This window comes from Rhodococcus sp. GA1, from assembly GCF_024321955.1.
Classification (GTDB): Bacteria; Actinomycetota; Actinomycetes; order Mycobacteriales; family Mycobacteriaceae; genus Rhodococcus; species Rhodococcus pyridinivorans.
This window is the reverse complement of record NZ_CP097186.1, coordinates 1,741,846-1,761,973: the sequence shown is the minus strand read 5'-3', so window position 1 is coordinate 1,761,973 and position 20,128 is coordinate 1,741,846. Positions and strand designations below refer to the sequence as shown.

General features: G+C 68.3%; 20 protein-coding genes. 10 read left to right on the top strand and 10 right to left on the bottom strand.

Going from position 1 to position 20,128, the window contains the following annotated elements:
* Positions 1-4: 4 nt before the first annotated feature.
* The 3 genes from cydB to cydC are packed head-to-tail and all read left to right on the top strand — an operon-like array spanning position 5 to position 4,436.
* Entirely contained in the window at positions 5-1,042 is a 1,038-nt protein-coding gene (gene cydB / locus M3330_RS08260) for a cytochrome d ubiquinol oxidase subunit II (protein ID WP_006551807.1), read from the top strand.
* A 2-nt stretch (positions 1,043-1,044) separates the two neighbouring features.
* Complete coding sequence (gene cydD / locus M3330_RS08255; protein WP_019290026.1) at positions 1,045-2,772, top strand: thiol reductant ABC exporter subunit CydD; 1,728 nt, start codon at positions 1,045-1,047, stop codon at positions 2,770-2,772.
* Between the two features lie 17 nt (positions 2,773-2,789).
* Positions 2,790-4,436, top strand: coding sequence for a thiol reductant ABC exporter subunit CydC (gene cydC, locus M3330_RS08250; protein ID WP_197539146.1), 1,647 nt, complete (start codon positions 2,790-2,792; stop codon positions 4,434-4,436).
* Between the two features lie 309 nt (positions 4,437-4,745).
* Here the strand turns inward: cydC and M3330_RS08245 are convergent, their stop codons facing one another.
* Positions 4,746-4,883, bottom strand: a complete 138-nt coding sequence (locus tag M3330_RS08245; RefSeq protein WP_228045205.1) for a hypothetical protein — start codon at positions 4,881-4,883, stop codon at positions 4,746-4,748.
* Here M3330_RS08245 and M3330_RS08240 point away from each other — a divergent pair.
* Complete coding sequence (locus M3330_RS08240; protein WP_228045097.1) at positions 4,822-6,528, top strand: BCCT family transporter; 1,707 nt, start codon at positions 4,822-4,824, stop codon at positions 6,526-6,528. The two genes, M3330_RS08245 and M3330_RS08240, sit on opposite strands and share 62 nt — an antisense overlap.
* 75 nt (positions 6,529-6,603) lie before the next feature.
* Here the strand turns inward: M3330_RS08240 and M3330_RS08235 are convergent, their stop codons facing one another.
* The 7 genes from M3330_RS08235 to M3330_RS08210 form a co-directional block, all read right to left on the bottom strand.
* The gene (locus M3330_RS08235) at positions 6,604-7,266 is read right to left on the bottom strand and encodes an FABP family protein (RefSeq protein ID WP_006551803.1); all 663 of its coding nucleotides are present in this window, start codon (positions 7,264-7,266) and stop codon (positions 6,604-6,606) included.
* A gap of 184 nt (positions 7,267-7,450) precedes the next feature.
* Positions 7,451-7,756 carry a DUF1416 domain-containing protein gene (locus M3330_RS08230; RefSeq protein ID WP_006551801.1) on the bottom strand — a complete coding sequence of 102 codons (306 nt, stop codon included), beginning with the start codon at positions 7,754-7,756 and terminating at the stop codon, positions 7,451-7,453.
* 2 nt (positions 7,757-7,758) lie between these two features.
* Positions 7,759-8,595 (bottom strand): sulfurtransferase, encoded by an 837-nt coding sequence (locus M3330_RS08225; RefSeq protein WP_006551800.1) that lies wholly within the window; start codon positions 8,593-8,595, stop codon positions 7,759-7,761.
* A gap of 105 nt (positions 8,596-8,700) precedes the next feature.
* Complete coding sequence (locus M3330_RS08220) at positions 8,701-9,165, bottom strand: DUF4395 domain-containing protein (RefSeq protein WP_006551799.1); 465 nt, start codon at positions 9,163-9,165, stop codon at positions 8,701-8,703.
* Positions 9,166-9,283: 118 nt separating this feature from the next.
* Positions 9,284-9,346: a putative leader peptide gene (locus M3330_RS24470; RefSeq protein ID WP_350247722.1), complete on the bottom strand. Its 63-nt coding sequence runs from the start codon at positions 9,344-9,346 to the stop codon at positions 9,284-9,286.
* 66 nt (positions 9,347-9,412) lie between these two features.
* Entirely contained in the window at positions 9,413-9,838 is a 426-nt protein-coding gene (locus M3330_RS08215) for a co-chaperone YbbN (protein WP_033096827.1), read from the bottom strand.
* Positions 9,835-10,617, bottom strand: coding sequence for an LmeA family phospholipid-binding protein (locus tag M3330_RS08210; RefSeq protein WP_219129928.1), 783 nt, complete (start codon positions 10,615-10,617; stop codon positions 9,835-9,837). Before M3330_RS08210 ends, M3330_RS08215 begins: the two co-directional genes overlap by 4 nt.
* 165 nt (positions 10,618-10,782) lie before the next feature.
* On the opposite strand from M3330_RS08210, the gene M3330_RS08205 reads away from it, so the two are divergent.
* The 6 genes from M3330_RS08205 to pstB all read left to right on the top strand — a co-directional run bounded on the left by M3330_RS08205 (position 10,783) and on the right by pstB (position 16,794).
* Positions 10,783-11,592: a response regulator transcription factor gene (locus M3330_RS08205; protein WP_033096826.1), complete on the top strand. Its 810-nt coding sequence runs from the start codon at positions 10,783-10,785 to the stop codon at positions 11,590-11,592.
* On the top strand, positions 11,589-12,500 hold the full coding sequence (gene mshD, locus M3330_RS08200) for a mycothiol synthase (RefSeq protein WP_033096825.1): 912 nt from the start codon (positions 11,589-11,591) through the stop codon (positions 12,498-12,500). Before M3330_RS08205 ends, mshD begins: the two co-directional genes overlap by 4 nt.
* 276 nt (positions 12,501-12,776) lie before the next feature.
* Positions 12,777-13,901, top strand: coding sequence for a phosphate ABC transporter substrate-binding protein PstS (pstS, locus tag M3330_RS08195; protein ID WP_006551794.1), 1,125 nt, complete (start codon positions 12,777-12,779; stop codon positions 13,899-13,901).
* 88 nt (positions 13,902-13,989) lie between these two features.
* On the top strand, positions 13,990-15,045 hold the full coding sequence (gene pstC / locus M3330_RS08190; protein WP_033096963.1) for a phosphate ABC transporter permease subunit PstC: 1,056 nt from the start codon (positions 13,990-13,992) through the stop codon (positions 15,043-15,045).
* A 3-nt stretch (positions 15,046-15,048) separates the two neighbouring features.
* Positions 15,049-15,972, top strand: coding sequence for a phosphate ABC transporter permease PstA (pstA, locus tag M3330_RS08185; protein WP_006551792.1), 924 nt, complete (start codon positions 15,049-15,051; stop codon positions 15,970-15,972).
* A gap of 45 nt (positions 15,973-16,017) precedes the next feature.
* A complete protein-coding gene (pstB, locus tag M3330_RS08180; protein WP_006551791.1) occupies positions 16,018-16,794 on the top strand; it encodes a phosphate ABC transporter ATP-binding protein PstB in 777 nt (258 codons plus the stop codon).
* Positions 16,795-16,882: 88 nt separating this feature from the next.
* Here the strand turns inward: pstB and phoU are convergent, their stop codons facing one another.
* Both phoU and M3330_RS08170 read right to left on the bottom strand, forming a co-directional pair.
* A complete protein-coding gene (gene phoU / locus M3330_RS08175) occupies positions 16,883-17,605 on the bottom strand; it encodes a phosphate signaling complex protein PhoU (RefSeq protein ID WP_006551790.1) in 723 nt (240 codons plus the stop codon).
* 85 nt (positions 17,606-17,690) lie between these two features.
* Entirely contained in the window at positions 17,691-19,577 is a 1,887-nt protein-coding gene (locus M3330_RS08170; protein ID WP_255028863.1) for an LCP family protein, read from the bottom strand.
* Between the last annotated feature and the right edge of the window lie 551 nt (positions 19,578-20,128).

The window sequence follows — 20,128 nt, the reverse complement described above, 5'->3', positions numbered from 1 at the left end:
GGACATGGGGCTTCAGGAAATCTGGTTCATTCTCATCGCAGTATTGTTCACCGGCTACTTCGTCCTCGAGGGGTTCGACTTCGGTGTGGGCATGCACTTCCCGGTGCTCGGCCGCGGTAGGACCGTCGAGGCGGACACCCGGCGCCGGGTGCTGCTCAACACGATCGGTCCGGTCTGGGACGGCAACGAGGTCTGGCTCATCACCGCGGGTGGTGCGCTGTTCGCGGCGTTCCCCGAGTGGTACGCGACCCTCTTCTCCGGCTTCTATCTCCCGCTGCTGCTGATCCTGCTCGCCCTGATCGTGCGGGTGTGCGCCATCGAGTGGCGCGGCAAGGTCGACGATCCGACCTGGCGTCGCCGCTGCGACTGGGGGATCATCTTCGGCTCGTGGGTGCCCGCCGTGCTGTGGGGTGTGGCGTTCGCGAACATCGTGCGCGGCGTGGCGATCGACGCCGACAAGCAGTACGTCGGCGGATTCTTCGACCTGCTGAACCCGTACGCCCTGCTCGGCGGTGCGACGACGGCGCTGGTCTTCGCGCTGCACGGCGCGGTGTTCATCGCGCTCAAGACCGAGGGACAGGTCCGGACGGATGCCGTGGCGATGTCGCGGAAGCTGGCCGTGCCCGCCGTCCTCGTGGCCGGTGCGTTCGTGGTGTGGACCCAACTCGCCTACGGCAAGGGCTGGACGATCGCGCTCGTCGCCGTGGCGGCGATCTCCCTGCTCGCGGTGGTCGCGCTGACCATCGTCGCGCGTGAGGGCTGGGCGTTCGTGTTCACCACCGTCGCGATCGCCGCGACCTCGGTGTTGCTGTTCGCGTCGCTGTTCCCGAACGTCATGCCGTCGACCCTCGACCCGTCCTGGTCGCTGACGATCGAGAACGCGTCGTCGAGCCCGTACACACTGAAAGTCATGACGTGGGCCGCAGCGTTCATGACCCCGGTCGTCCTCGCCTACCAGGGCTGGACGTACTGGGTGTTCCGTCAGCGTCTGTCGACCGACCACATCCCGCACTCGATCGGTCTGAAGATCGGCTCGAAGTGAGCATGACGCAGTCCGCAGCCCCCGCCGACGCGCCCGCGCGTCGGCGGGGGCCGGTGGACCCGCGGTTGTGGCGCTACTCGGCCGCAGCCCGCGGATATCTCGTCCTGACCGTGGTCACCTCGGTGGTCGATGTCGTGATGGTCGTCGTCACCGCACTCATGATCGGACGGGTCCTCGCGGGCGTCATCACCACCGACGCCCGGTCCGTCGGCGACTGGACGACCGAACTGGCGATCCTCGCCGTGGCGATCGTCGTGCGGGTCGCGGTGACGTGGCTGCAGTCGCGGTACGCGCACCGGTCCGCGACCCGCGTGGTCGCCGAACTCGAACACGAGGTCCTCGATTCCGCGGCGAATCTGCCCCCGCGCGAACTCGACCCGCGACGCGACGAGATCGCGGTGGTTCTCACCCGCGGACTCGACGGGCTGAAGGAATATCTCACCGGCTATCTGCCGGCGCTGCTGCTGGCCGTGATCCTCACCCCGGTGACGATCGTCGTGATCGCCCTGCACGACCTCACCTCGGCGGTCATCGTCGTGATCACGCTGCCGCTCATCCCGATCTTCATGATCCTCATCGGCCTGCTCACCAAAGGCAAGGCCGACCGCACCCTGCGCGCGATGACGACACTGTCGTCACAACTGCTCGACCTCCTCGCGGGTCTTCCCACACTGCGCGCCCTCGGTCGTGAGAAGGGGCCCGCCGATCGCGTGCGCGAACTCGGCGACGAGCATCGCGCGACTACGATGTCGGCCCTGCGCGTGGCCTTCCTGTCCGGCACGGTCCTCGAATTCCTCGCGACGCTGTCCGTCGCCCTCGTCGCCGTGAGCATCGGTATGCGCCTCGTCTACGGATCCATGCCCCTCGAAGCCGGCATCATCGCGTTGATCCTCGCGCCGGAGGCCTACCTCCCGCTGCGCACCGTCGGCAGCAAGTTCCACGCCGCCGAGGACGGGATGGCGGCGGCCGACAAGGCATTCGCCGTGCTCGACTCGGTGCCGGACGCCGCCTCCTCTCGCCGCGCCTCCTCGCGTCGCACCTCCACGGACACGATCGGCACCGACCGGGTCGCGAACTGCGAGATCGTCTTCGACGGCGTCTCCGTGCCCGGCCGCGACGGTTGCGCCCCGCACCGGCTCGACGCGATCTGCCGTCCCGGCCGGATCACCGCGTTCACCGGCGCCAACGGGGCCGGCAAGTCCACCGCCCTGCTGGCGCTGCTCGGGCTCGCCGAGCCGAGCGAGGGGACCGTCACCGTCGACGGACGTCCCGTCGCGGGCGACGAGAACTGGTGGTCGCAGATGGCGTGGCTTCCGCAGCGGCCGGTGCTGCTGCCCGGCACGCTCGCCGACAATCTGCGACTCACCGGTGTCGACCCGGAGGCCACCGAACTCGACGACGTCTGCGCCGCCACCGGCTTCGACAGCGTGCTCGCCGAACTCCCGGACGGCTGGCGGACCGTCGTGGGGGCCGGCGGCACGGGCCTGTCGCTCGGCCAACGTCAGCGACTGGCGCTCACCCGCACCCTCGCCTCCCCGCGCCCGGTCCTGCTGCTCGACGAACCCACGGCCCACCTCGACGAGGACACCGAGGCCACCGTCCTGTCCACGCTGCGCGGGCTCGCCGCGGCCGGCCGCACCGTGGTGGTCGTGGCGCATCGCCCCACCCTGCTCGCCATCGCGGACGAGGTCGTCACCGTCCACGCAGCACCGACGGAGGTGTCCCGGTGAAGGATCTGCGCCGGGCGATGGCCCTGCTCGAGCTCGAGCCGCGCCGAGTGCTGCTCGCCGTCCTCGCCGGTGTCGCGACCCTCGGCAGTGCCCTGCTGCTCGCCGGTCTCTCGGCGTGGCTGATCGTGCGGGCATGGGAGATGCCGCCCGTCCTGGACCTGACCGTCGCGGTCGTCGCGGTGCGGGCGCTGGGAATCTCCCGCGGGTTGTTCCGCTACTTCGAACGACTCGCAACGCACGAGACCGCGCTGCGCGGCACCACCTCGGCCCGCGCGAATCTCTACCGGCGACTCGCGGACGGCGACCCGGCCGCCGCCCTGGGCGTGGGACGCGGCGACCTGCTCGCGCGCACCGGTGCCGACGTCGACGCTCTCGGCGACGTCGTGGTGCGCGCACTCGTGCCCATCGCCGTCGCGGCCGTGCTCTCCCTCGCGGCGGTCGTGACCCTCACCGTCATCGCTCCCGCTGCCGGCGCGGTCCTCGCCGCGGCGCTGCTCGTTGCCGGACTGTTCGCACCGTGGCTGTCCGCCCGCGCCGCGGCCCGTGCGGACGCCGATGCGAACGCCGCACGGACCCGGTTCACCGAGGACGCGGTCACGGTGCTGGACCACGCGGCGGAACTGCGGGTCGCGGGACGGCTCGACACGCTCACCCGGCGGGCCCGCGCCGCGAACGTCGCCTCCATCCGTGCCACCGACCGTTCCGCGGTCCCCGCGGCGTTCGCCGACGCGGCCGCACCCCTCGCGGTCGGCGCGAGTGTGCTCGGTGCGCTCCTCGTCGGTATCGCCGTCTTCGGCTCCGGTCCGGCGGCCATGAGCCCGACGACACTCGGCATCCTCGTCCTGCTGCCGCTGTCGGCGTTCGAGGCCACCGCCGTCCTCCCGGCAGCCGCGCAGACCCTCAACCGCGCACGCCTGGCGGCCGGTCGCGTCACGGAGATGCTCGACCGCGCCGACAGGACGGTGCCGCACGGCATCGAACCGGCCGACGGACCCGGCCGGCTACGTGCGGTGGGTCTGCGAGGCGGATGGCCCGGCGGACCGTCCACGGAACCGGTCGACCTCGACCTGAGGCCGGGCTGTCGCGTCGCGATCGTGGGCGGCAGCGGCAGCGGCAAGACCACCGTGCTCATGACGCTCGCGGGTCTGCTCGCCCCACGCGGAGGCGCAGTGACGCTCGACGGTGTCGACCTCGCGGACATCGATCCCGCGGCCCTGCGCCGCAAGATCGGCTTCTTCGCGGAGGACGCCCACCTGTTCGACACGTCGATCCTCGAGAACCTGCGTGTCGCGCGGGGCGACGTGGACGAGGACGAGGCACTGGCCGCCCTCGGCGCCGTGGGGCTGGGGGAGTGGGTGGACGGACTCCCGCAGGGAGTCCACACCGTCCTGGGGGCCGGAGCCCGCACGGTCTCCGGTGGGCAGCGCCGTCGCCTCCTGCTGGCCCGGGCTCTGCTGTCGCCCGCACGGATCCTGCTGCTCGACGAACCCACGGAACATCTCGACGACGAGAGCGCCGACCTGATGCAGCGACTCCTCCTGGACCGCGACGCACGCTTGGTCGGCCCCGAGCGCACCGTCGTGGTGGTCACCCACCGCCTGCCCGCGGATACCGCCGCCGACCTGGTCGTTCGCGTCGAGAAAAATGCGTTGCCCGCCTCGTGAACGAAGCGTAGTTTCGCTGGTACACGAGGAAGGAGGTGGTCTGGAAGTGATTGATATTCGGACGCGTGAGGTGGCTACCCGCTAGCTGCTCGAGACGACGGAATTCACCGACCGCGCGCGGCTGGCGAATCCCAGGTAGTCACCCGGCCCCCGAGCTCCCGGTCCGTCCGATCGGGACCGCCGGTCCACGGAGCGATCCGTGCGGCGGTGCGGCTCGGGGGCTGTTCGCATTCGTGCAAAATCGGCGTTTCGGGTGTACAAGTTCGTCCGTTCTGGGTACACCGGTTTGGTGCCGATACTTCAAAAAGCTCACGATTCGTTAAGATTGCGCACGTCACCGGGGGTTTTCTTCTCTTCTGCGCTCATCGCGCTGCTCTTCGTCGTCGTGACGATCGCGTTCACCGACGGCGTCGATTCCATCTTCAGTACCGCGTCCAACTGGATCATGACGAACCTCGGATGGTTCTACATCCTGGGCGTCACGACCTTCCTGCTCTTCCTCGTCGGAATCGCCTTCACCCATTACGGCCGGGTCCGGCTCGGCGGCGACGACGAACGGCCCGAGCACTCGACCCTGGCGTGGTTCGCCATGTTGTTCGCCGCCGGTATCGGCACGATCCTCATGTTCTGGGGCGTCGCCGAGCCGATCTCCCACTTCGCGAACCCGCCCATGCAAGATGTCGAGCCGCAGTCCGTGGAGGCCGCGGAAGAAGCCATGGGCTTCGCGCTCTACCACTTCGGACTGCACACCTGGACGATCTTCGCCCTGCCCGGCCTGGGCTTCGGTTACTTCATCTACAAGCGGCACCTGCCGCCGCGCGTCAGCTCGATCTTCGCGCCCCTGCTCGGAGGTCGCATCTACGGCCCGATCGGCAAGACCATCGACGTCGTCGCGATCATCGGCACCATCTTCGGTGTCGCGACCTCGGTCGGCCTGGGCACCCTGCAGATCAACGCCGGTCTCGCGCAGCTGTTCGACATCCAGGAATCCGGGATCGTCCAGATCGCCCTCATCGCGATCGTGACGGTGATGGCCGGCATCTCGGTCGCTCTCGGTCTCGACAAGGGCATCAAGCGCCTGTCGAACATCAACATCGGCATGGCCGTGATGTTGCTGGTCTTCGTGCTCGTCACCGGACCGAGCCTGTTCCTGCTCAAGGGCATGATCGAGTCGGCCGGTATCTACGCCGAGGCCCTGCCGCGCCTGGCGTTCTGGAACGACACCTTCGCCGACTCCGGCTGGCAGAACACCTGGACGGTCTTCTACTGGGCGTGGACCATCACGTGGTCGCCCTTCGTCGGCATCTTCATCGCGCGCATCTCGCGAGGCCGCACCATCCGCGAGTTCGTCGGCGGTGTCCTCGGTCTGCCCGTGCTGTTCTCGGTGATCTGGTTCAGCATCTTCGGGATGGGCTCGTTCCACATCGAACTCGAGGGCAACGGTGGTCTCGTCGAGCGGGTCGTGGGCGACGGGGACATCCCGGGTGCGTTGTTCGAATTCCTCGGCAACTTCCCCCTCACCGGCCTGGTGTCCGGCATCGCGATCATCCTGGTGGTGATCTTCTTCGTCACCTCGGTGGACTCGACCGCGATGGTGCTCGACATGATGGCGGCCGGTCACGAGGGGAAGGCGCCCATCCATCAGCGCTTGTTCTGGGCGGTGCTCATGGGCCTGGTCGCAGCGACCATGCTCGTCGCGACCGGTAAGGACGGGCTCGACGCCCTGCAACAGGTCATCACCGTGGTGGGTCTGCCGTTCTTCGTGATGGGCTTCATCATGATGTACAGCCTGGTGCGCGGTATCCGCGAGGACCTGGGCGAGCGGCCGGAGCCGATCACCCGTCAGTGGCCCGAGGTGCGGTCGGCCGAGGAACTCGAGGCTGCTCAGGAACTACCCGCACCCGAGGTCGTCATCCACACGCGGGCCATCCCGGACGAGTGCGAGGACGGCGAGAACGCAGCCGAGGATGCCGAGGACGCCGGGATCCACCGGGTCCATGCCGGCGAACCCGATGCGCTCCGTGTACGAGGCGACGGTGAACATGCCGACAAGAAGAGTGCCACCGGCACGACGGTCGTCGAGGAGAACTGAGAAAAACGGTCCGGGTCTGTTCCCTCACAGGGGAACAGACCCGGACCGTTCGAGTCTCGGAAGAAAGAGGCCTGGTCAGCCGATGTGGCGTGACAGGCGGGCGGACATCCGGGGCTTCAGTTCGCCGTCGGCGGTGACGCGCTCCTCGACGTAGGCGAGGTCGCCGCCGTCGACGATGCCGTAGAGGCGCTTGGCGCCACCGACGACCTCACCGGACTTGGTGCGGATCACGACGTCGGTCGCGAGCTCCCACGAGGACTGGGTGAGTGCGGTGCCGTAGTACAGCTCGACGACGCCGGAGCTGTGCGTCAGCAGCAGTTCGAGCGTCTCGGGATCGTCGCTGTCGGGCGCGCCCGTTCCGGACACGCGCCAGAAGCCGCTCTCGCGCCGATCCTCGCCCACGTATTCACCCGAGTCGTCGAGACGCCACGTGCGCGACTCCCACACCAGATACGCGCCGCCGTTGTGCGCGACGGTGATCTGCTGACCGAACGGATAGTCGCCGGTCTCGGGATCGTTGGCTTCACCCTCGCCGCGCCACACACCGACCAAGGGAAGGACGGCGAGCAGGGCAGGGCTCAGGTCGGGGCCGAGCCGCAGGTTCGCGGTGTCCTCGGCGCCCGGCAGCCCGGCCAGGACGGGAAGGTTCAGCTCGGCGGTGGCGCGAGCGCGCTCGGCGGCCCGGGCGATCGCCTCGTCGCCGCTACGCCGCTGGGCGTCCGATCCGTCGTTCGTCACGATCCGTCGGAGACCACGCGGTAGATGGTGTACAGCGCGAACCAGGTGATGAGGAGCGCCGCGGCGACCAGCAGGATTTCGAAGAAGATGACCACGCGGTCATTCTAGACAACCCCTTTTCCGGTACGACGAAGGGCTCCGCTCCTGGTGGAGCAGAGCCCTTCGTCGGGGTGTTCCGGCCGGATTACTTGGCGACCGTCACGTCCACGTTGTGCACGCCGGGAGCGGTGGGGCTCACGGTGGAGGTGCCGTTGCCGGAGCTCGACAGGGCGCGGATCTTCCAGTCGCCGGGGGCGGCGAAAAAACGGAAGTCGCCGGTCGCCGAGGCGACGACCTCGGCGGTGAACTCGTCGGTGCCGTCGAGCAGGCGCACGAACGCACCGCCCACGGGCTCGCCGTCGGCGTTCAGGACACGGCCGGTGATGACCGTCTCCTTCTCGGTGTCCACGCCGGCGGGCAGGGTCTGGGTCTGGACAGGGGCGCCGCACATGATCAGTTGACCTCCAGTTCGATGGGTGCACCGACGAGCGAGCCGTACTCGACCCAGCTGCCGTCGTAGTTCTTGACGTTCTTCTTGCCGAGGATCTCCTGGAGCACGAACCAGGTGTGGCTCGAGCGCTCACCGATACGGCAGTAGGCGATGGTCTCCTTGCTGTCGTCGAAGCCCTTCTCGGCGTACAGCTTCTCGAGGTCCTCGTCGGACTTGAAGGTGCCGTCCTCGTTGGCGGTGGTGCTCCACGGGATGTTGATGGCGCCGGGGACGTGGCCGCGCTGCTGCGCCTGCTCCTGCGGCAGGTGCGCCGGGGCGAGGATCTTGCCGGAGAACTCGTCGGGCGAACGCACGTCGACGATGTTCTTGGTGCCGATCGAGTCGATGACCTCGTCGCGGAAGGCGCGGATGGAGTAGTCGGGCTCGGCGGCCTTGTACTCGGTGGCCGGGCGGGTGACCTCGTCCTTCGACAGCGGACGGCCGTCGAGCTCCCACTTCTTGCGGCCGCCGTCGATGAGCTTGACGTCCTGGTGGCCGTAGAGCTTGAAGTACCAGTAGGCGTAGGCGGCGAACCAGTTGTTGTTGCCGCCGTAGAGCACGACCGTGTCGTCGTTGGCGATGCCCTTGCGTGAGAGGAGCTCGGAGAACTGCTCACGGTTCAGGAAGTCGCGACGGACGGCGTCCTGCAGGTCCTTGCGCCAGTCGAGCTTGACGGCACCTTCGACGTGGCCGCCGTCGTAGGCGGAGGTGTCCTCGTCGACCTCGACGAAGACGGTCTTCGGCGCAGTGAGGTTCTGCTCTGCCCAGTCGGCGGAGACCAGGACGTCGGAGCGAGCCATGGGTGTTCCTTTCGGTGAGAGAATCCGGGAGGTTTCCGTGACCGGAACCCGTGCGAGGGTCCGTGCCAGGGTGAGGTGTGGGATGTCGAGTTCGGTGACCGCCGGTCAGGCGGGCACGCGACGCATTCGAGCGACCAGCGGGTGGATCCGGCAGCCGAGACACACGCCGAAGGCGGCGTTGAGCAGCGCCGCGAACAGCGCGAAGCCTGCGGCCACCGAGCCCACGACGATGGCGCCGGCGAAGAACGCGACCGTTCCGACGAGGGCGAAGACGAATCCGACGAGCTGCGCGAACCGCAGCGGCTCCACCGGCTCGGTCTCGATCGGAGCACCGAGGCGGGGAGCGACGAGCCTCGCGAACAGCGCACCGTACGGGCTGCGTCGCGGGCCGAGTGCCGCTCCGAGAGCGAACACGATCGTCTGCAGGGCCAGGATCACGGCCGCTGCGACGGGAGAGAAGGTGGCGACGACCAGGGCGAGGACGAGGACGCCGGTGGTGATCCACGCCGCGAAACGCGGGCCACGGACGTCGACCTGCCTACCGGACGTGCGGGGAGTGGATACGGGCATGGGGAATCTCCTGCTGGATTCTGATTCGCTGGGCGGAGGGTATTCATACGACCGCGGGGCGACGCATCGGTTCGGCGGCATCGGTGCCGCAAGGATCGGGGCCAGCTCGTCGATGCGTTCAGCAGGGACAACAACAGCCACCGAGGCGGCACAGATCGACTGCGCGGCGTCGGGTGAGCATCAGCTCGTGGCGGTTCTGCACGCGAGGGAGTTTAACGCACGTCCCCTCGGGGGTGGACCCCCGGGATCACAACGACGACAGGGCTGTGCGCAGGTCGTCGACGGACGGAACGCCGGACGCGCGGAACCGTTCGCGCCCCTCGCCGTCGAAGACGAAGGTAGTGGGCAGCGACAGCACCCCGAGTTTCCGTGCCAGGACCGGATTTTCGTCGAGATCCAGCTCGACCTCGCGTGCCCGACCGGGATCGCGGTCGAGAACCTGCACGACGACCCGTCGCACGGCCGCGCACGGTCCGCACCACGGCGCGGAGAAATGCAGGATCACCGGTACGCCGTCACCGACACCCGCTGTGGCCAGCGCGGGATGGAGTTCGTGGGTGCCCGCCGAGGCGCCGGCGCCGGTGGTGCGGAGCTTGCCGGAACGGGTGCGCAGGGCCGTTCCCACCGCCAGTGTGGCGACTATCACGACCACGAGGACGATTACTGCGATCATGCGGGCGTCTGCACTTCCTGCAGATCGATGACGACGTCGCGGGCCTCGCCCTCGATGACGATCCGGGAGCCCCGCGCCTCGACGAAGGTGGGCCGCACGCCGAACGGCAGATTCTGCGGCTCGATCGTCGTCGTGAACAGTCCGAGCACCGCCGGCTTCAGGACGTCGGGAACCGAGAAGTCGGCGCGTCCCTCGGGGCCGAAGTAGAGATCCGACGCGACGATGTGGACGCGGTCGCCGTCGAGCACCAGATCGGCCTGGACACTCACCGTCGCCTCCACCGGTCCGACCGGCACCGTCCCCGTGAGGACGACCCCGCCGGCGGTCGTCGGACCGGACCCGCCGGATCCGCCCGTCCCGTCGGACTTGCTCGCCGGGGGAGCGGAAACCTGCAGGTCGGGGATGCCGTAGAGCTGTCCGAGCTCGGTGGCGTCGAGCATGACGCGGCCGTACAGCAGGTCGACGGGCACCGACCGGATCGACCCGTCGAGCAGCTCACCGGCCTCGGCGTGCGCACCGATCAGATTGGCCTCGACCGTGATGTCCCCGAGCAGATCGGTGTGGACGTTGTCGGCCACGATCTCGACGTTCTCGTAGTGACCGTCGCGGGCCTGGATGAGGAAGGGGAAGCCGTGGATGGTCACCGCCGGATCGGATTCGAGAACGCCACCCTCCCGCAGCGCACGCGAGACGCGGTATTCCGACCACGCCGCCGCGCCGAAGTCGGCGAGGACTGCGAGTCCGAGCAGGACTACGAGACCGAAGATCAGTTTGCGCACGCCCACCATTGTGTCGGACGCGCCGTCGGTCGGGCCGCGCCCGTCCGTTCCGAGGCCGTCCACGGAATTCTCGTGCTTACATAGCGGTAACAATCGGGGCGTTAGTCTGTTGCACGACGTTTACGACACCTATCCGCGCTGGTCGCGCGAAGAACTGGAGGCCCGGTGGAGCTGCTCCTTCTGACCTCCGACCCGAATCCGGATGCGGTCCTGCCGTCCTTGGCGCTGCTCCCGCATTCGGTCAGGCCGGCTCCTACAGAAGTTTCGTCGCTGCTCGAGGCGGGTTCGGCGGATGTCGCCATCGTCGATGCCCGCTCCGATCTCGCGGCCGCGCGAGGACTGTGCCGACTGCTCGGCAGCACCGGGTCGGCATTGCCCGTCGTCGCCGTGCTCACCGAAGGCGGACTCGTGGCCGTCAACCCCGAATGGGGACTCGACGACATCCTGCTGTCCAGCACCGGACCGGCCGAGCTCGACGCGCGCCTGCGCCTGCTCATGGGCCGCTCGGGTGTCGCGGTGGGACCGGAGAACACCGGCAAGATCACTCTCGGGGAACTCACGATCGACGAGGGCACCTACACCGCCCGCCTGCGCGGACGTCCCCTCGACCTCACCTACAAGGAGTTCGAACTCCTCAAGTACCTCGCCCAGCACGCGGGTCGGGTGTTCACCCGCGCCCAGCTGCTGCAGGAGGTCTGGGGTTACGACTTCTTCGGTGGTACCCGCACCGTCGACGTCCACGTCCGACGTCTGCGAGCGAAACTCGGCCCCGAGCACGAAGCGCTGATCGGAACGGTCCGCAACGTCGGCTACAAGGCGGTGCGTCCCTCCAACCGCGTGGGCAAGGGTGGCAATGCCACTCCCGATGTCGACGACGACGATGTGGACGACACGCTTCTCGACGACCCCCGTGCGGAGGAATCCGGCGCGGGTGACTCGGGCGCAGGGGAGTCCGGGGCACAATTCGTTCCGTGAGCACCGATACGGAATTCGTCGACCACCCGTCCACCGACCACGCCGAAGCCGTACGCGCCGTGGTGTCGCGGGCGACGCAGACCGACGGCACCGCGCCGATCTCCGAACAGGCGGTGCACTCCCTCGGACGGGAGGGCGCGGCCCGGCATCTCGTCGCGTTCGGAGAGGACGGTGAGGTCGCGGGCTACGCGAACGTCGTGCCTGCCCAGGACGGTCATCCGGCGATGGCAGAGGTGGTCGTCGACCCGCCGCAGCGCGGGCACGGACTCGGCCGCGAACTCGTCGAGCGTGCACTCACCGAGGGCGGCGACGGCACCCGCGTGTGGGCACACGGCGACCTGCCCGCCGCGCAGGCGGTGGCGCGCCGTCTCGGTCTGACCGGTGTCCGCGAACTCCTGCAGTTGCGTCGATCCCTCGAGCAGGACGATCTTCCCGCCCTCGAGGTGCCCGACTCGGTGCTGCTGCGCACCTACGGCGGCCCGCAGGACGACGCCGAACTGCTCCGCGTCAACGCGGCGGCCTTCGAGTGGCATCCCGAGCAGGGGCGTTGGACGGCCGCCGACGTGGAGGAACGCCGACGCGAGTCGTGGTTCGATCCCGAAGGCCTGTTCCTCGCGTTCGATCCCGCCGAGCCCGACAAGCTGCTCGGATTCCACTGGACCAAGGTGCACCCGGCCACGGCGTCCGACCCGCAGCTCGGCGAGGTCTACGTCGTGGGTATCGACTCGTCCGCGCAGGGCAGAGGGCTCGGTCGCCTGCTCACCCTCGCGGGTCTGCACTATCTGCGCGATCGGGGTCTGCCCGGTGTCCTGCTCTACGTCGAGGGCGACAACACCGCGGCGTTGAACACCTACGGCAAACTCGGCTTCGAGCGGTTCCACGTGGACGTCGCCTACGCCCGGGCGTGACCCTCTCCGATCGGGTGGACGAACGGCGTGAAGGGTGGACTCTGCCACCCGACACGCCGATCGCGGTCAGGATTCGAGTGATGGTCGTAACACCATCGCCAGGTGTATCCGGCGTGTTCATCCGGCGTTAACCTTCGGTAGTCCGAGTGTCCACCGTCTCCTCCTAACTTCACTAGCGGGTCGAGTGCCGCAGACCCGGCGCCGGCGTCGCCCGCGCCTCGATGCCGCCGCCGCTCGGCGCCGCGGTCGTGTGAAGTTACTTCCGGAGGAGAACAGGTGAACCTCAAGCGCAATGGCGCCCTGCTCGGTGTTGTGGCCGCTGGAGCCCTCACGCTCGCCGCGTGCGGTACCGACAACAATGCCGGGTCGGTCGACGTCGATGCGTCCGCGTCCGCTGCAGCCTGCGACGGCAAGTCCAACCTCTCGGGTGCCGGCTCGTCGGCCCAGAAGAACGCGATGGACCAGTTCGTCTCCACCTACATCGCGGTGTGCTCCGAGAAGGGCACGAACGTCAACGTCGCGTACAACCCCACCGGTTCCGGTGACGGCCGCACGCAGTTCATCGCGAACCAGATCGATTTCGCCGGCTCGGACTCGGCCATCAAGGACGAGCAGGCGGCACAGGCCGCCGAGCGTTGCGCCGGCAATCCCGCATGGAACCTGCCGCTGGTCTTCGGCCCGGTCGCACTGGCCTACAACGTCGAGGGTGTCGACGAGCTCGTGCTGAACGCCGAGACGGCCGCGAAGATCTTCAACGGCTCGATCACCACGTGGAACGATCCGGCCATCGCCGCTCTCAACGAGGGCGCTGAGCTGCCCGACGCGAACATCACCCCGATCGTGCGCTCGGACTCGTCGGGCACCACCGACAACTTCCAGCAGTACCTCGAGACCGCGTCGAACGGCGCATGGACCTCCGGTGCCGGTTCGGACTTCACCGGCGGTGTCGGTGAGGGCGCGAAGGGTTCTGCGGGTGTCGCGCAGGCCGTCTCCGGCTCGCCGAACTCCATCACCTACGTCGAGAAGTCCTTCGCCGACCAGAACGGTTTGAGCATCGCGCAGATCGACAACGGCTCCGGACCCGTCGAACTGACCGAGGAGACCGCCGGCAAGGCCATCGAGGGCGCCGAGTTCGTCCCGGCCTCCGAGGGCGACCTCACGCTCGACCTGTCGTCGATCTTCGGCAGCTCCGAAGAGGGTGCCTACCCGCTGGTGCTGGCCACCTACGAGATCGTGTGCTCGGCCGGCTACGACGCCGACACCGCCGCGGCCGTCAAGTCGTTCCTGATCTCCGCCGCCAACGAGGGCCAGGAAGGCCTGTCCGAGCAGGGCTACGTCCCGCTGCCCGACGCCTTCAAGACCCGCCTCACCGAGTCGATCGACGCCATCGCCGCCGGATGACCCGCCGATCCCTCGGTCCGGTGAGTAACCGAGGGATCATCGACCCGCCCGTTCCTGAGGAATACGCTGAGAAGGATTGCGAGCGCACATGAGTGACGCGCACAACACGTCGGTCTCTACCGCGACCGACGAACCGACCCGCTCAGGAACGGGCGGTGCAACCGGCATCACGGAGGACACGATCAGCACCCCACCCCCATCCCCGGACAGGGCACGCAAGACAGTCGTGCGGCCGGGAGACAGAATCTTCGGCTCGCTCGCCTCCGGCTCCGCCGTCCTGATCTCCGTGATCATCGGCGCGATCGCAGTCTTCCTCGTCTGGCGTGCCGTCCCGGCGCTGCAGCGCAACCAGGTCAACTTCCTCACCAGCCGTGACTGGATCACGCAGGACATCACCGACATGGCGTTCGGTGTCCTCGACCTGTTCCAGGTGACGGTGCTCGTCTCCTTCTTCGCGCTGTTCCTCGCCATGCCGGTCGCGCTGGGCATCGCGATCTTCCTCACCTCGTACTGCCCCGACCGGCTCCGGAAACCGCTGGCGTATGTCATCGACCTGCTCGCCGCGGTCCCGTCGATCGTCTACGGCCTGTGGGGCATGCTCGTCCTCGCCCCGTTCCTGCGCCCCGTCGCGGAATGGCTCAATACCACCCTCGCCTGGTTCCCGCTCTTCGCCACCGGCAGCGGGTCCATCGTGGGCGGCGGAACGATCTTCACCGCCGGCATCGTCCTCGCCGTGATGATCCTGCCGACCATCGCCGCGGTGAGCCGCGAGGTGTTCGTGCAGACCCCGACGGCCCACATCGAGGGCGCGCTCGCACTCGGCGCGACCCGCTGGGAGGTCGTGCGGACCACCGTCATCCCGTTCGGCAAGTCCGGCTACATCAGCGGTTCGATGCTCGGTCTCGGCCGCGCGCTCGGCGAGACGATGGCGCTGTACCTCATCCTGCGCACCACCTCGCAGGCGTTCTCCTGGTCGCTGTTCGACGGCGGCGCGACCATCGCGTCCAAGATTGCGCTGGGATACGCCGAATTCAACAACGACATCCAGGCGGGCGCCTACATCGCCGCCGGTCTCGTGCTCTTCGTGCTCACCTTCGTGGTCAACGCCGCCGCGCGCATGATCGTCGCAGGAAAGAAGGACTGATCCATGTCGACCACCACCACGTCGACCACCGCGCTCTCCTCGCCGGTCAAGCCTCCGGCCTTCCAGCGGGTCAGCGGGCGTCGCCGCATCAAGGACACCGCAGCCACCGTGCTCGTCACGCTGTCGGTCGTCGTCGCGCTGATTCCCCTGGCCTGGGTGCTGTTCACCGTAGTCGCCAAGGGCCTGCCGGCCCTGACCTCGCCGACCTGGTTCACGCACTCGCTGAGCGGACTGACGTCCTCGTCGATGGGCGGCGGCATCTACCACGCCCTCGTCGGCACCCTCCTGCAGGGACTCGTCTGCGCGATCATCTCCATCCCGCTCGGCGTCTTCGTTGCGATCTACCTCGTCGAGTACGCCGGCCGGTCGCGGCTCGGCCGGATCACGACGTTCATGGTCGACATCCTCAGCGGTGTCCCATCGATCGTCGCGGCACTGTTCATCTACGCACTGTGGGTGTCGACCTTCGGGATGCCCAAGTCGGGCTTCGCGGTGTCGCTCGCGCTCGTTCTGCTCATGGTGCCGGTGGTCGTGCGCAGCACCGAGGAGATGCTGCGCATCGTCCCGCAGGACCTGCGCGAAGCGTCCTACGCCCTCGGTGTCCCCAAGTGGAAGACCATCGCGCGCATCGTGCTGCCCACCTCGCTCGCCGGCATCATCACCGGCATCATGCTCGCCCTGGCCCGCGTCATGGGCGAGACGGCGCCGCTGCTGATCCTCGTCGGCTACGCGCCCTTCATCAATCTCGACCTGTTCGGCGGTGAGCAAGGCACCCTCCCGGGCGTCATGGTCGCCGAGATGAACAACCCGACCGACGCCGGTTCGCAGCGCATCTGGGGCGCCGCGCTCACCCTGATCCTGGTCATCGCGGTCCTCAACATCGCGGCCAAGTTGATCAGCCGGTACTCGCAGGTCGGCAAGAAGTAACCCACAGACCTCTTCTCACATCGATACACCAGTAGGGAGCCGGTAATGGCTAAGCGTCTGGATCTCAAGGACGTCAACATCTACTACGGCAAGTTCCACGCCGTGGCCGACGTGACGCTGTCCGTGCCGCCGCGGAACGTCACCGCCTTCATCGGCCCGTCCGGTTGCGGCAAGTCCACCGTGCTCCGGTCGATCAACCGCATGCACGAGGTGACGCCCGGCGCCCGTGTCGAGGGATCCATCCTCCTCGACGGCGAGGACATCTACGATCAGAACGTCGACCCGGTCGGTGTGCGCAAGACGATCGGCATGGTCTTCCAGCGTCCCAACCCGTTCCCCACGATGTCGATCCGCGACAACGTCGTCGCCGGCCTCAAGCTGCAGGGTGTGCGCGACCGGAAGACCCTCGACGAGATCGCCGAGAAGTCGCTGCGCGGCGCCAACCTGTGGAACGAGGTCAAGGACCGTCTCGACAAGCCGGGCGGTGGCCTCTCCGGTGGTCAGCAGCAGCGTCTGTGCATCGCCCGCGCCATCGCGGTCCAGCCCGACGTGCTGCTCATGGACGAGCCGTGCTCGGCCCTCGACCCCATCTCGACGCTGGCCATCGAGGACCTGATCGGTGAGCTGAAGAAGGACTTCACCATCGTCATCGTCACGCACAACATGCAGCAGGCCGCGCGCGTGAGCGACCAGACGGCCTTCTTCAACCTCGAGGCGACCGGCCGCCCGGGTGGTCTGGTGGAGATCGACGACACCGAGAAGATCTTCTCGAACCCGAGCAAGAAGGCCACCGAGGACTACATCTCCGGCCGCTTCGGCTGAGCCGCCACTACCTACACGAGACCCCGACCGGATCCGTCCGGTCGGGGTCTCGTCGTTCGTGTGCTTACTGCACTCGACAGTCGTGGGCTCAGGGGTTCTGCGCTCGGTGGTGCTCCGGGTAGACGGTCAGACTGTCCACCTTCTCCACGAGCTGACGGATCTCCTCCTCGGTGGGGAGCTTGCCGGTCACGAGGAAGATGACGCGGCGGCCCACCTCGACGGCGTGATCGGCGAACCGCTCGTAGAAGCGGCCGAGCAGGGCGACGTCGACGGCGGCTGCGACGCCGTGCGCCCATTCGCGGTCCATGAGCACGGTGAAAAGGTGTCGGTGCAGATCGTCCATCGCCTCGTCCTCGTGGTGGAGGCGGGCGGCCCGGGCGGGATCACGGGTCTCGAGAATCTCCCGTGTGGCGGCACCGAGGGCGACCGCGATCCGTCCCATCTCGGCGAAGTAGCCCTTCACCTCGTCGGGGAGCACGTGCTTGGGATGACGTCGGCGGGTCGCCTTCGCGATGTGCAGTGCGAGCGCACCCATGCGGTCGATGTCGGCCACGATCTGGATGCCGCTGACGACGGCACGCAGATCGCCGGCGACCGGACCCTGCAGGGCGAGCAGCTGGAACGCCTTCTCCTCGCAGATCGTGACGAGTTCGGTGATCTTCTCGTGCTCGTCGATCACCTGCTCGGCGAGAGCGAGATCGGCTTCGAGAAGAGCTCTGGTGGACCGCTCCATCGCGGTCCCGGCGAGCCCGGCCATCTCCCCGAGGAGATCGCCGAGTTCGCCCATCTGTTCGTTGTAGACGACGCGCATAGTGGCACAGCCTACGACCTCGAGCGGTCCGAACGGCGAGCGTCGGATGAACCAGAGGTGAACGTCGACGGCCGAACAGTGGTGTCTACGTGCACAGATCGTCGGCGGCGTTGGTGATCGCGAGATCGGCGGGGAGCTCGACCGACGACTCCGACCGGGTCCGGATCTGCATCGGGGCGAGCGTCGTGCCCGCGGGGGTGGGAGCGACGACGGTGCCGTCGAAGCTGGTACCCAGGACGATCTCCACGATGCTGCCCAGCTGGGCCGAGGGCGGAGCCTCCTGCAGCACCGCACCGGGGAAGGCCGAGGCCACCGTCGCAGCGTCGGTCTCCTGTCCTTCGCTGAAGCGGATCACGGTCTGCTTGCTCGTCCCGGAGGCATAGTTACCGATCGAGTAGACCGGAAAGCCGTAGGCGGCGACCTCCTCGGCGGTGCCGGCCGCCAGCCCGGACAGACCCGACGCGTTCGAGACCTGCACCGACACCGTCGACGGATCGACAGCGAGCTGGGCGGGCAGCGGTTCGGCCGGGGGAGCGGACGCGACCTCCGTCGGGTCCTCCCCCCGCTTCTCACCCGGCAGAGGGAGATCGTCGATGATCGCGGTGAAGATCGCCTTGATGTCGTCCGTGCGCGGGATCTCGTTGCCCCAGTCGTTGGTACCGGCCGTGGGGATGGTCAGGAAGGACACCGCACCCGCCTCGACGTTCTGCATCGAACGCCCGAGTTTGACGAGCGACTCGGCGTTGACGTTCTCGACGAAGGTCGCGCGGGTGAAGGCGCTGATGAAGCCGTTGAGCTTCACGGGATCGAACAGCACCTTGTTCGACAACGTCGAGCGCAGCAGCGACGACAGGAACTTCTGCTGCCGGCTGATCCGGCCGTAGTCGCTGTTGCCCTCCTGGTCGATCTTGCGGGCGCGGACGTAGTCGAGTGCCCGCTTGCCGTCGAGTGTGTGGGTGCCGGGAGTCTCGATCAGGGGACCGAGTTCGTTGTCGTACAACGGTATGGAGGTGCACACCTCGACGCCGCCGATCTCGTCGACCATCGATTCGAAGCCGGCGAAGTCGATGCCCACGAAATGGCCGATCCTCAATCCGGACATCTTCTGGATCACCTTGACCAGGCACTTCGGTCCGCCGAGGGCGTAGGTCGCGTTGAGCTTGTCGCCTTCGGCGGCCGGATAGAGCTCGGAATCGTATTCGCCGGTCGTACTGTCCCATCCGCGACAGACCGGTCGATCGACGTCCAGATCGCGGGGGAACGACACCGCGACCACGCGGCTGCGATCGGCGGGGATGTTGACGAGGATGACGGTGTCGGCACGAGCGCCCTCGGCGTCGTCGGCCGTCCCGGCGCCGATCTCACCGCTCGCACCGGCGCGGGTGTCGGTGCCGATGATCAGATAGGTCTCGTCGCCGGTCTGACCGACCGGGTCGACGATGTCCTCCGACTCGGTGTCCAGCGCGGCGATCTGGGAGAAGCCGGCCTCCGTGGACCGGACGTATCCCCACACCGCACCGTTACAGAGGAGCGCGAGGACCGAGACGAACGCCACCGCCGCTTTCGCCGCGAACCTCAGACGCTTCCGCTTGCGCTGTTTGCTCTGCGCGAGCCGGCCGAGAGTCGCGTTGCCCACCGTGCGGGGCCGAGCGGAGCCGTGCGCCTTCTCGTCCGTCGTCCGGTCGTCGTTCTCGTCCTCGGCGGGCGTCGCAGCGCCCTCGGGGGACACCGCATCGATCTTGACGGTCGGCTGTTCGTCCGCGATCGGCGGTTGCTGTCGAGGAGGCGTCTGCGGCGGTCTGACGGTCTGCGGCGACCCGGCGGGAGGCACCGGGCGCGAGTCCGCGGGAGGCACCGGGCGCGAGTCCGCGGGAGGCACCGGGCGCGAGTCCGCGGGAGGCACTGCTCGAGGGGGCTGCGCCGAGGTCGGGGGAGTCGGTACCGGGGGCGGAACGGACGGGAGGCCCGCCATCCGATCGGGAGCCTGGATGTGCGGCGGGGCGGGCTTCTCCGGCGGCCGGGGCCGGGACGGTCCCGGGGGCACCCGGGGAGCACCGGGCTGCACCGGGGGGGCGACCGTGGTCGGCGGTCCCGAAGAAGCCGGCGGCACCGGAGGGCTGGGAGGTCCCGACGGAGTCGGCGGCGCAGCCGGAGGCGGCGTCCTGCGCGGGAGTTCCGCTCGACCGGCATCGTCCTCGGTCGCGACGTGCCGGGCGGATTCCGGGTCGCGGGGACGGGCCGGGGGCAACGACGAGGTGGACGTGTGCGGCGGATCGGCCGGGGGCGGATCCGACCGGGGGGACGGATCGGATCGTCGTCCCATCTTGTCGAGCAGTTCGGCGACCGTGAGCTGCTCCGGATCGTCCGAGTCCGCGGCCCGGCGGTTGCGTGCACTCTCGTGGCGACGCGAATCGGGATCGGTGTCGTCGGAGCGGTGCACCCCACCCGAGCGGCTGCGGCGGGACGAGCGGGATTCGCGGTAGCTGCTGTCGGCGATCGGCCGTTCCCAGGGAGCGCGAGGAT

Coding starts and splice junctions, on each gene's coding strand:
- cydB (WP_006551807.1), top strand. CDS start 5: ATGGGGCTTCAGGAAATCTGGTTCATTCTCATCGCAGTATTGTTCACC.
- cydD (WP_019290026.1), top strand. CDS start 1,045: ATGACGCAGTCCGCAGCCCCCGCCGACGCGCCCGCGCGTCGGCGGGGG.
- cydC (WP_197539146.1), top strand. CDS start 2,790: ATGGCCCTGCTCGAGCTCGAGCCGCGCCGAGTGCTGCTCGCCGTCCTC.
- M3330_RS08245 (WP_228045205.1), bottom strand. CDS start 4,883: ATGATCCAGTTGGACGCGGTACTGAAGATGGAATCGACGCCGTCGGTG.
- M3330_RS08230 (WP_006551801.1), bottom strand. CDS start 7,756: ATGTGCGGCGCCCCTGTCCAGACCCAGACCCTGCCCGCCGGCGTGGAC.
- M3330_RS08225 (WP_006551800.1), bottom strand. CDS start 8,595: ATGGCTCGCTCCGACGTCCTGGTCTCCGCCGACTGGGCAGAGCAGAAC.
- M3330_RS08220 (WP_006551799.1), bottom strand. CDS start 9,165: ATGCCCGTATCCACTCCCCGCACGTCCGGTAGGCAGGTCGACGTCCGT.
- M3330_RS08215 (WP_033096827.1), bottom strand. CDS start 9,838: ATGATCGCAGTAATCGTCCTCGTGGTCGTGATAGTCGCCACACTGGCG.
- pstC (WP_033096963.1), top strand. CDS start 13,990: ATGAGTGACGCGCACAACACGTCGGTCTCTACCGCGACCGACGAACCG.
- pstA (WP_006551792.1), top strand. CDS start 15,049: ATGTCGACCACCACCACGTCGACCACCGCGCTCTCCTCGCCGGTCAAG.
- pstB (WP_006551791.1), top strand. CDS start 16,018: ATGGCTAAGCGTCTGGATCTCAAGGACGTCAACATCTACTACGGCAAG.
- phoU (WP_006551790.1), bottom strand. CDS start 17,605: ATGCGCGTCGTCTACAACGAACAGATGGGCGAACTCGGCGATCTCCTC.
- M3330_RS08170 (WP_255028863.1), bottom strand. CDS start 19,577: ATGGCGGGCCTCCCGTCCGTTCCGCCCCCGGTACCGACTCCCCCGACC.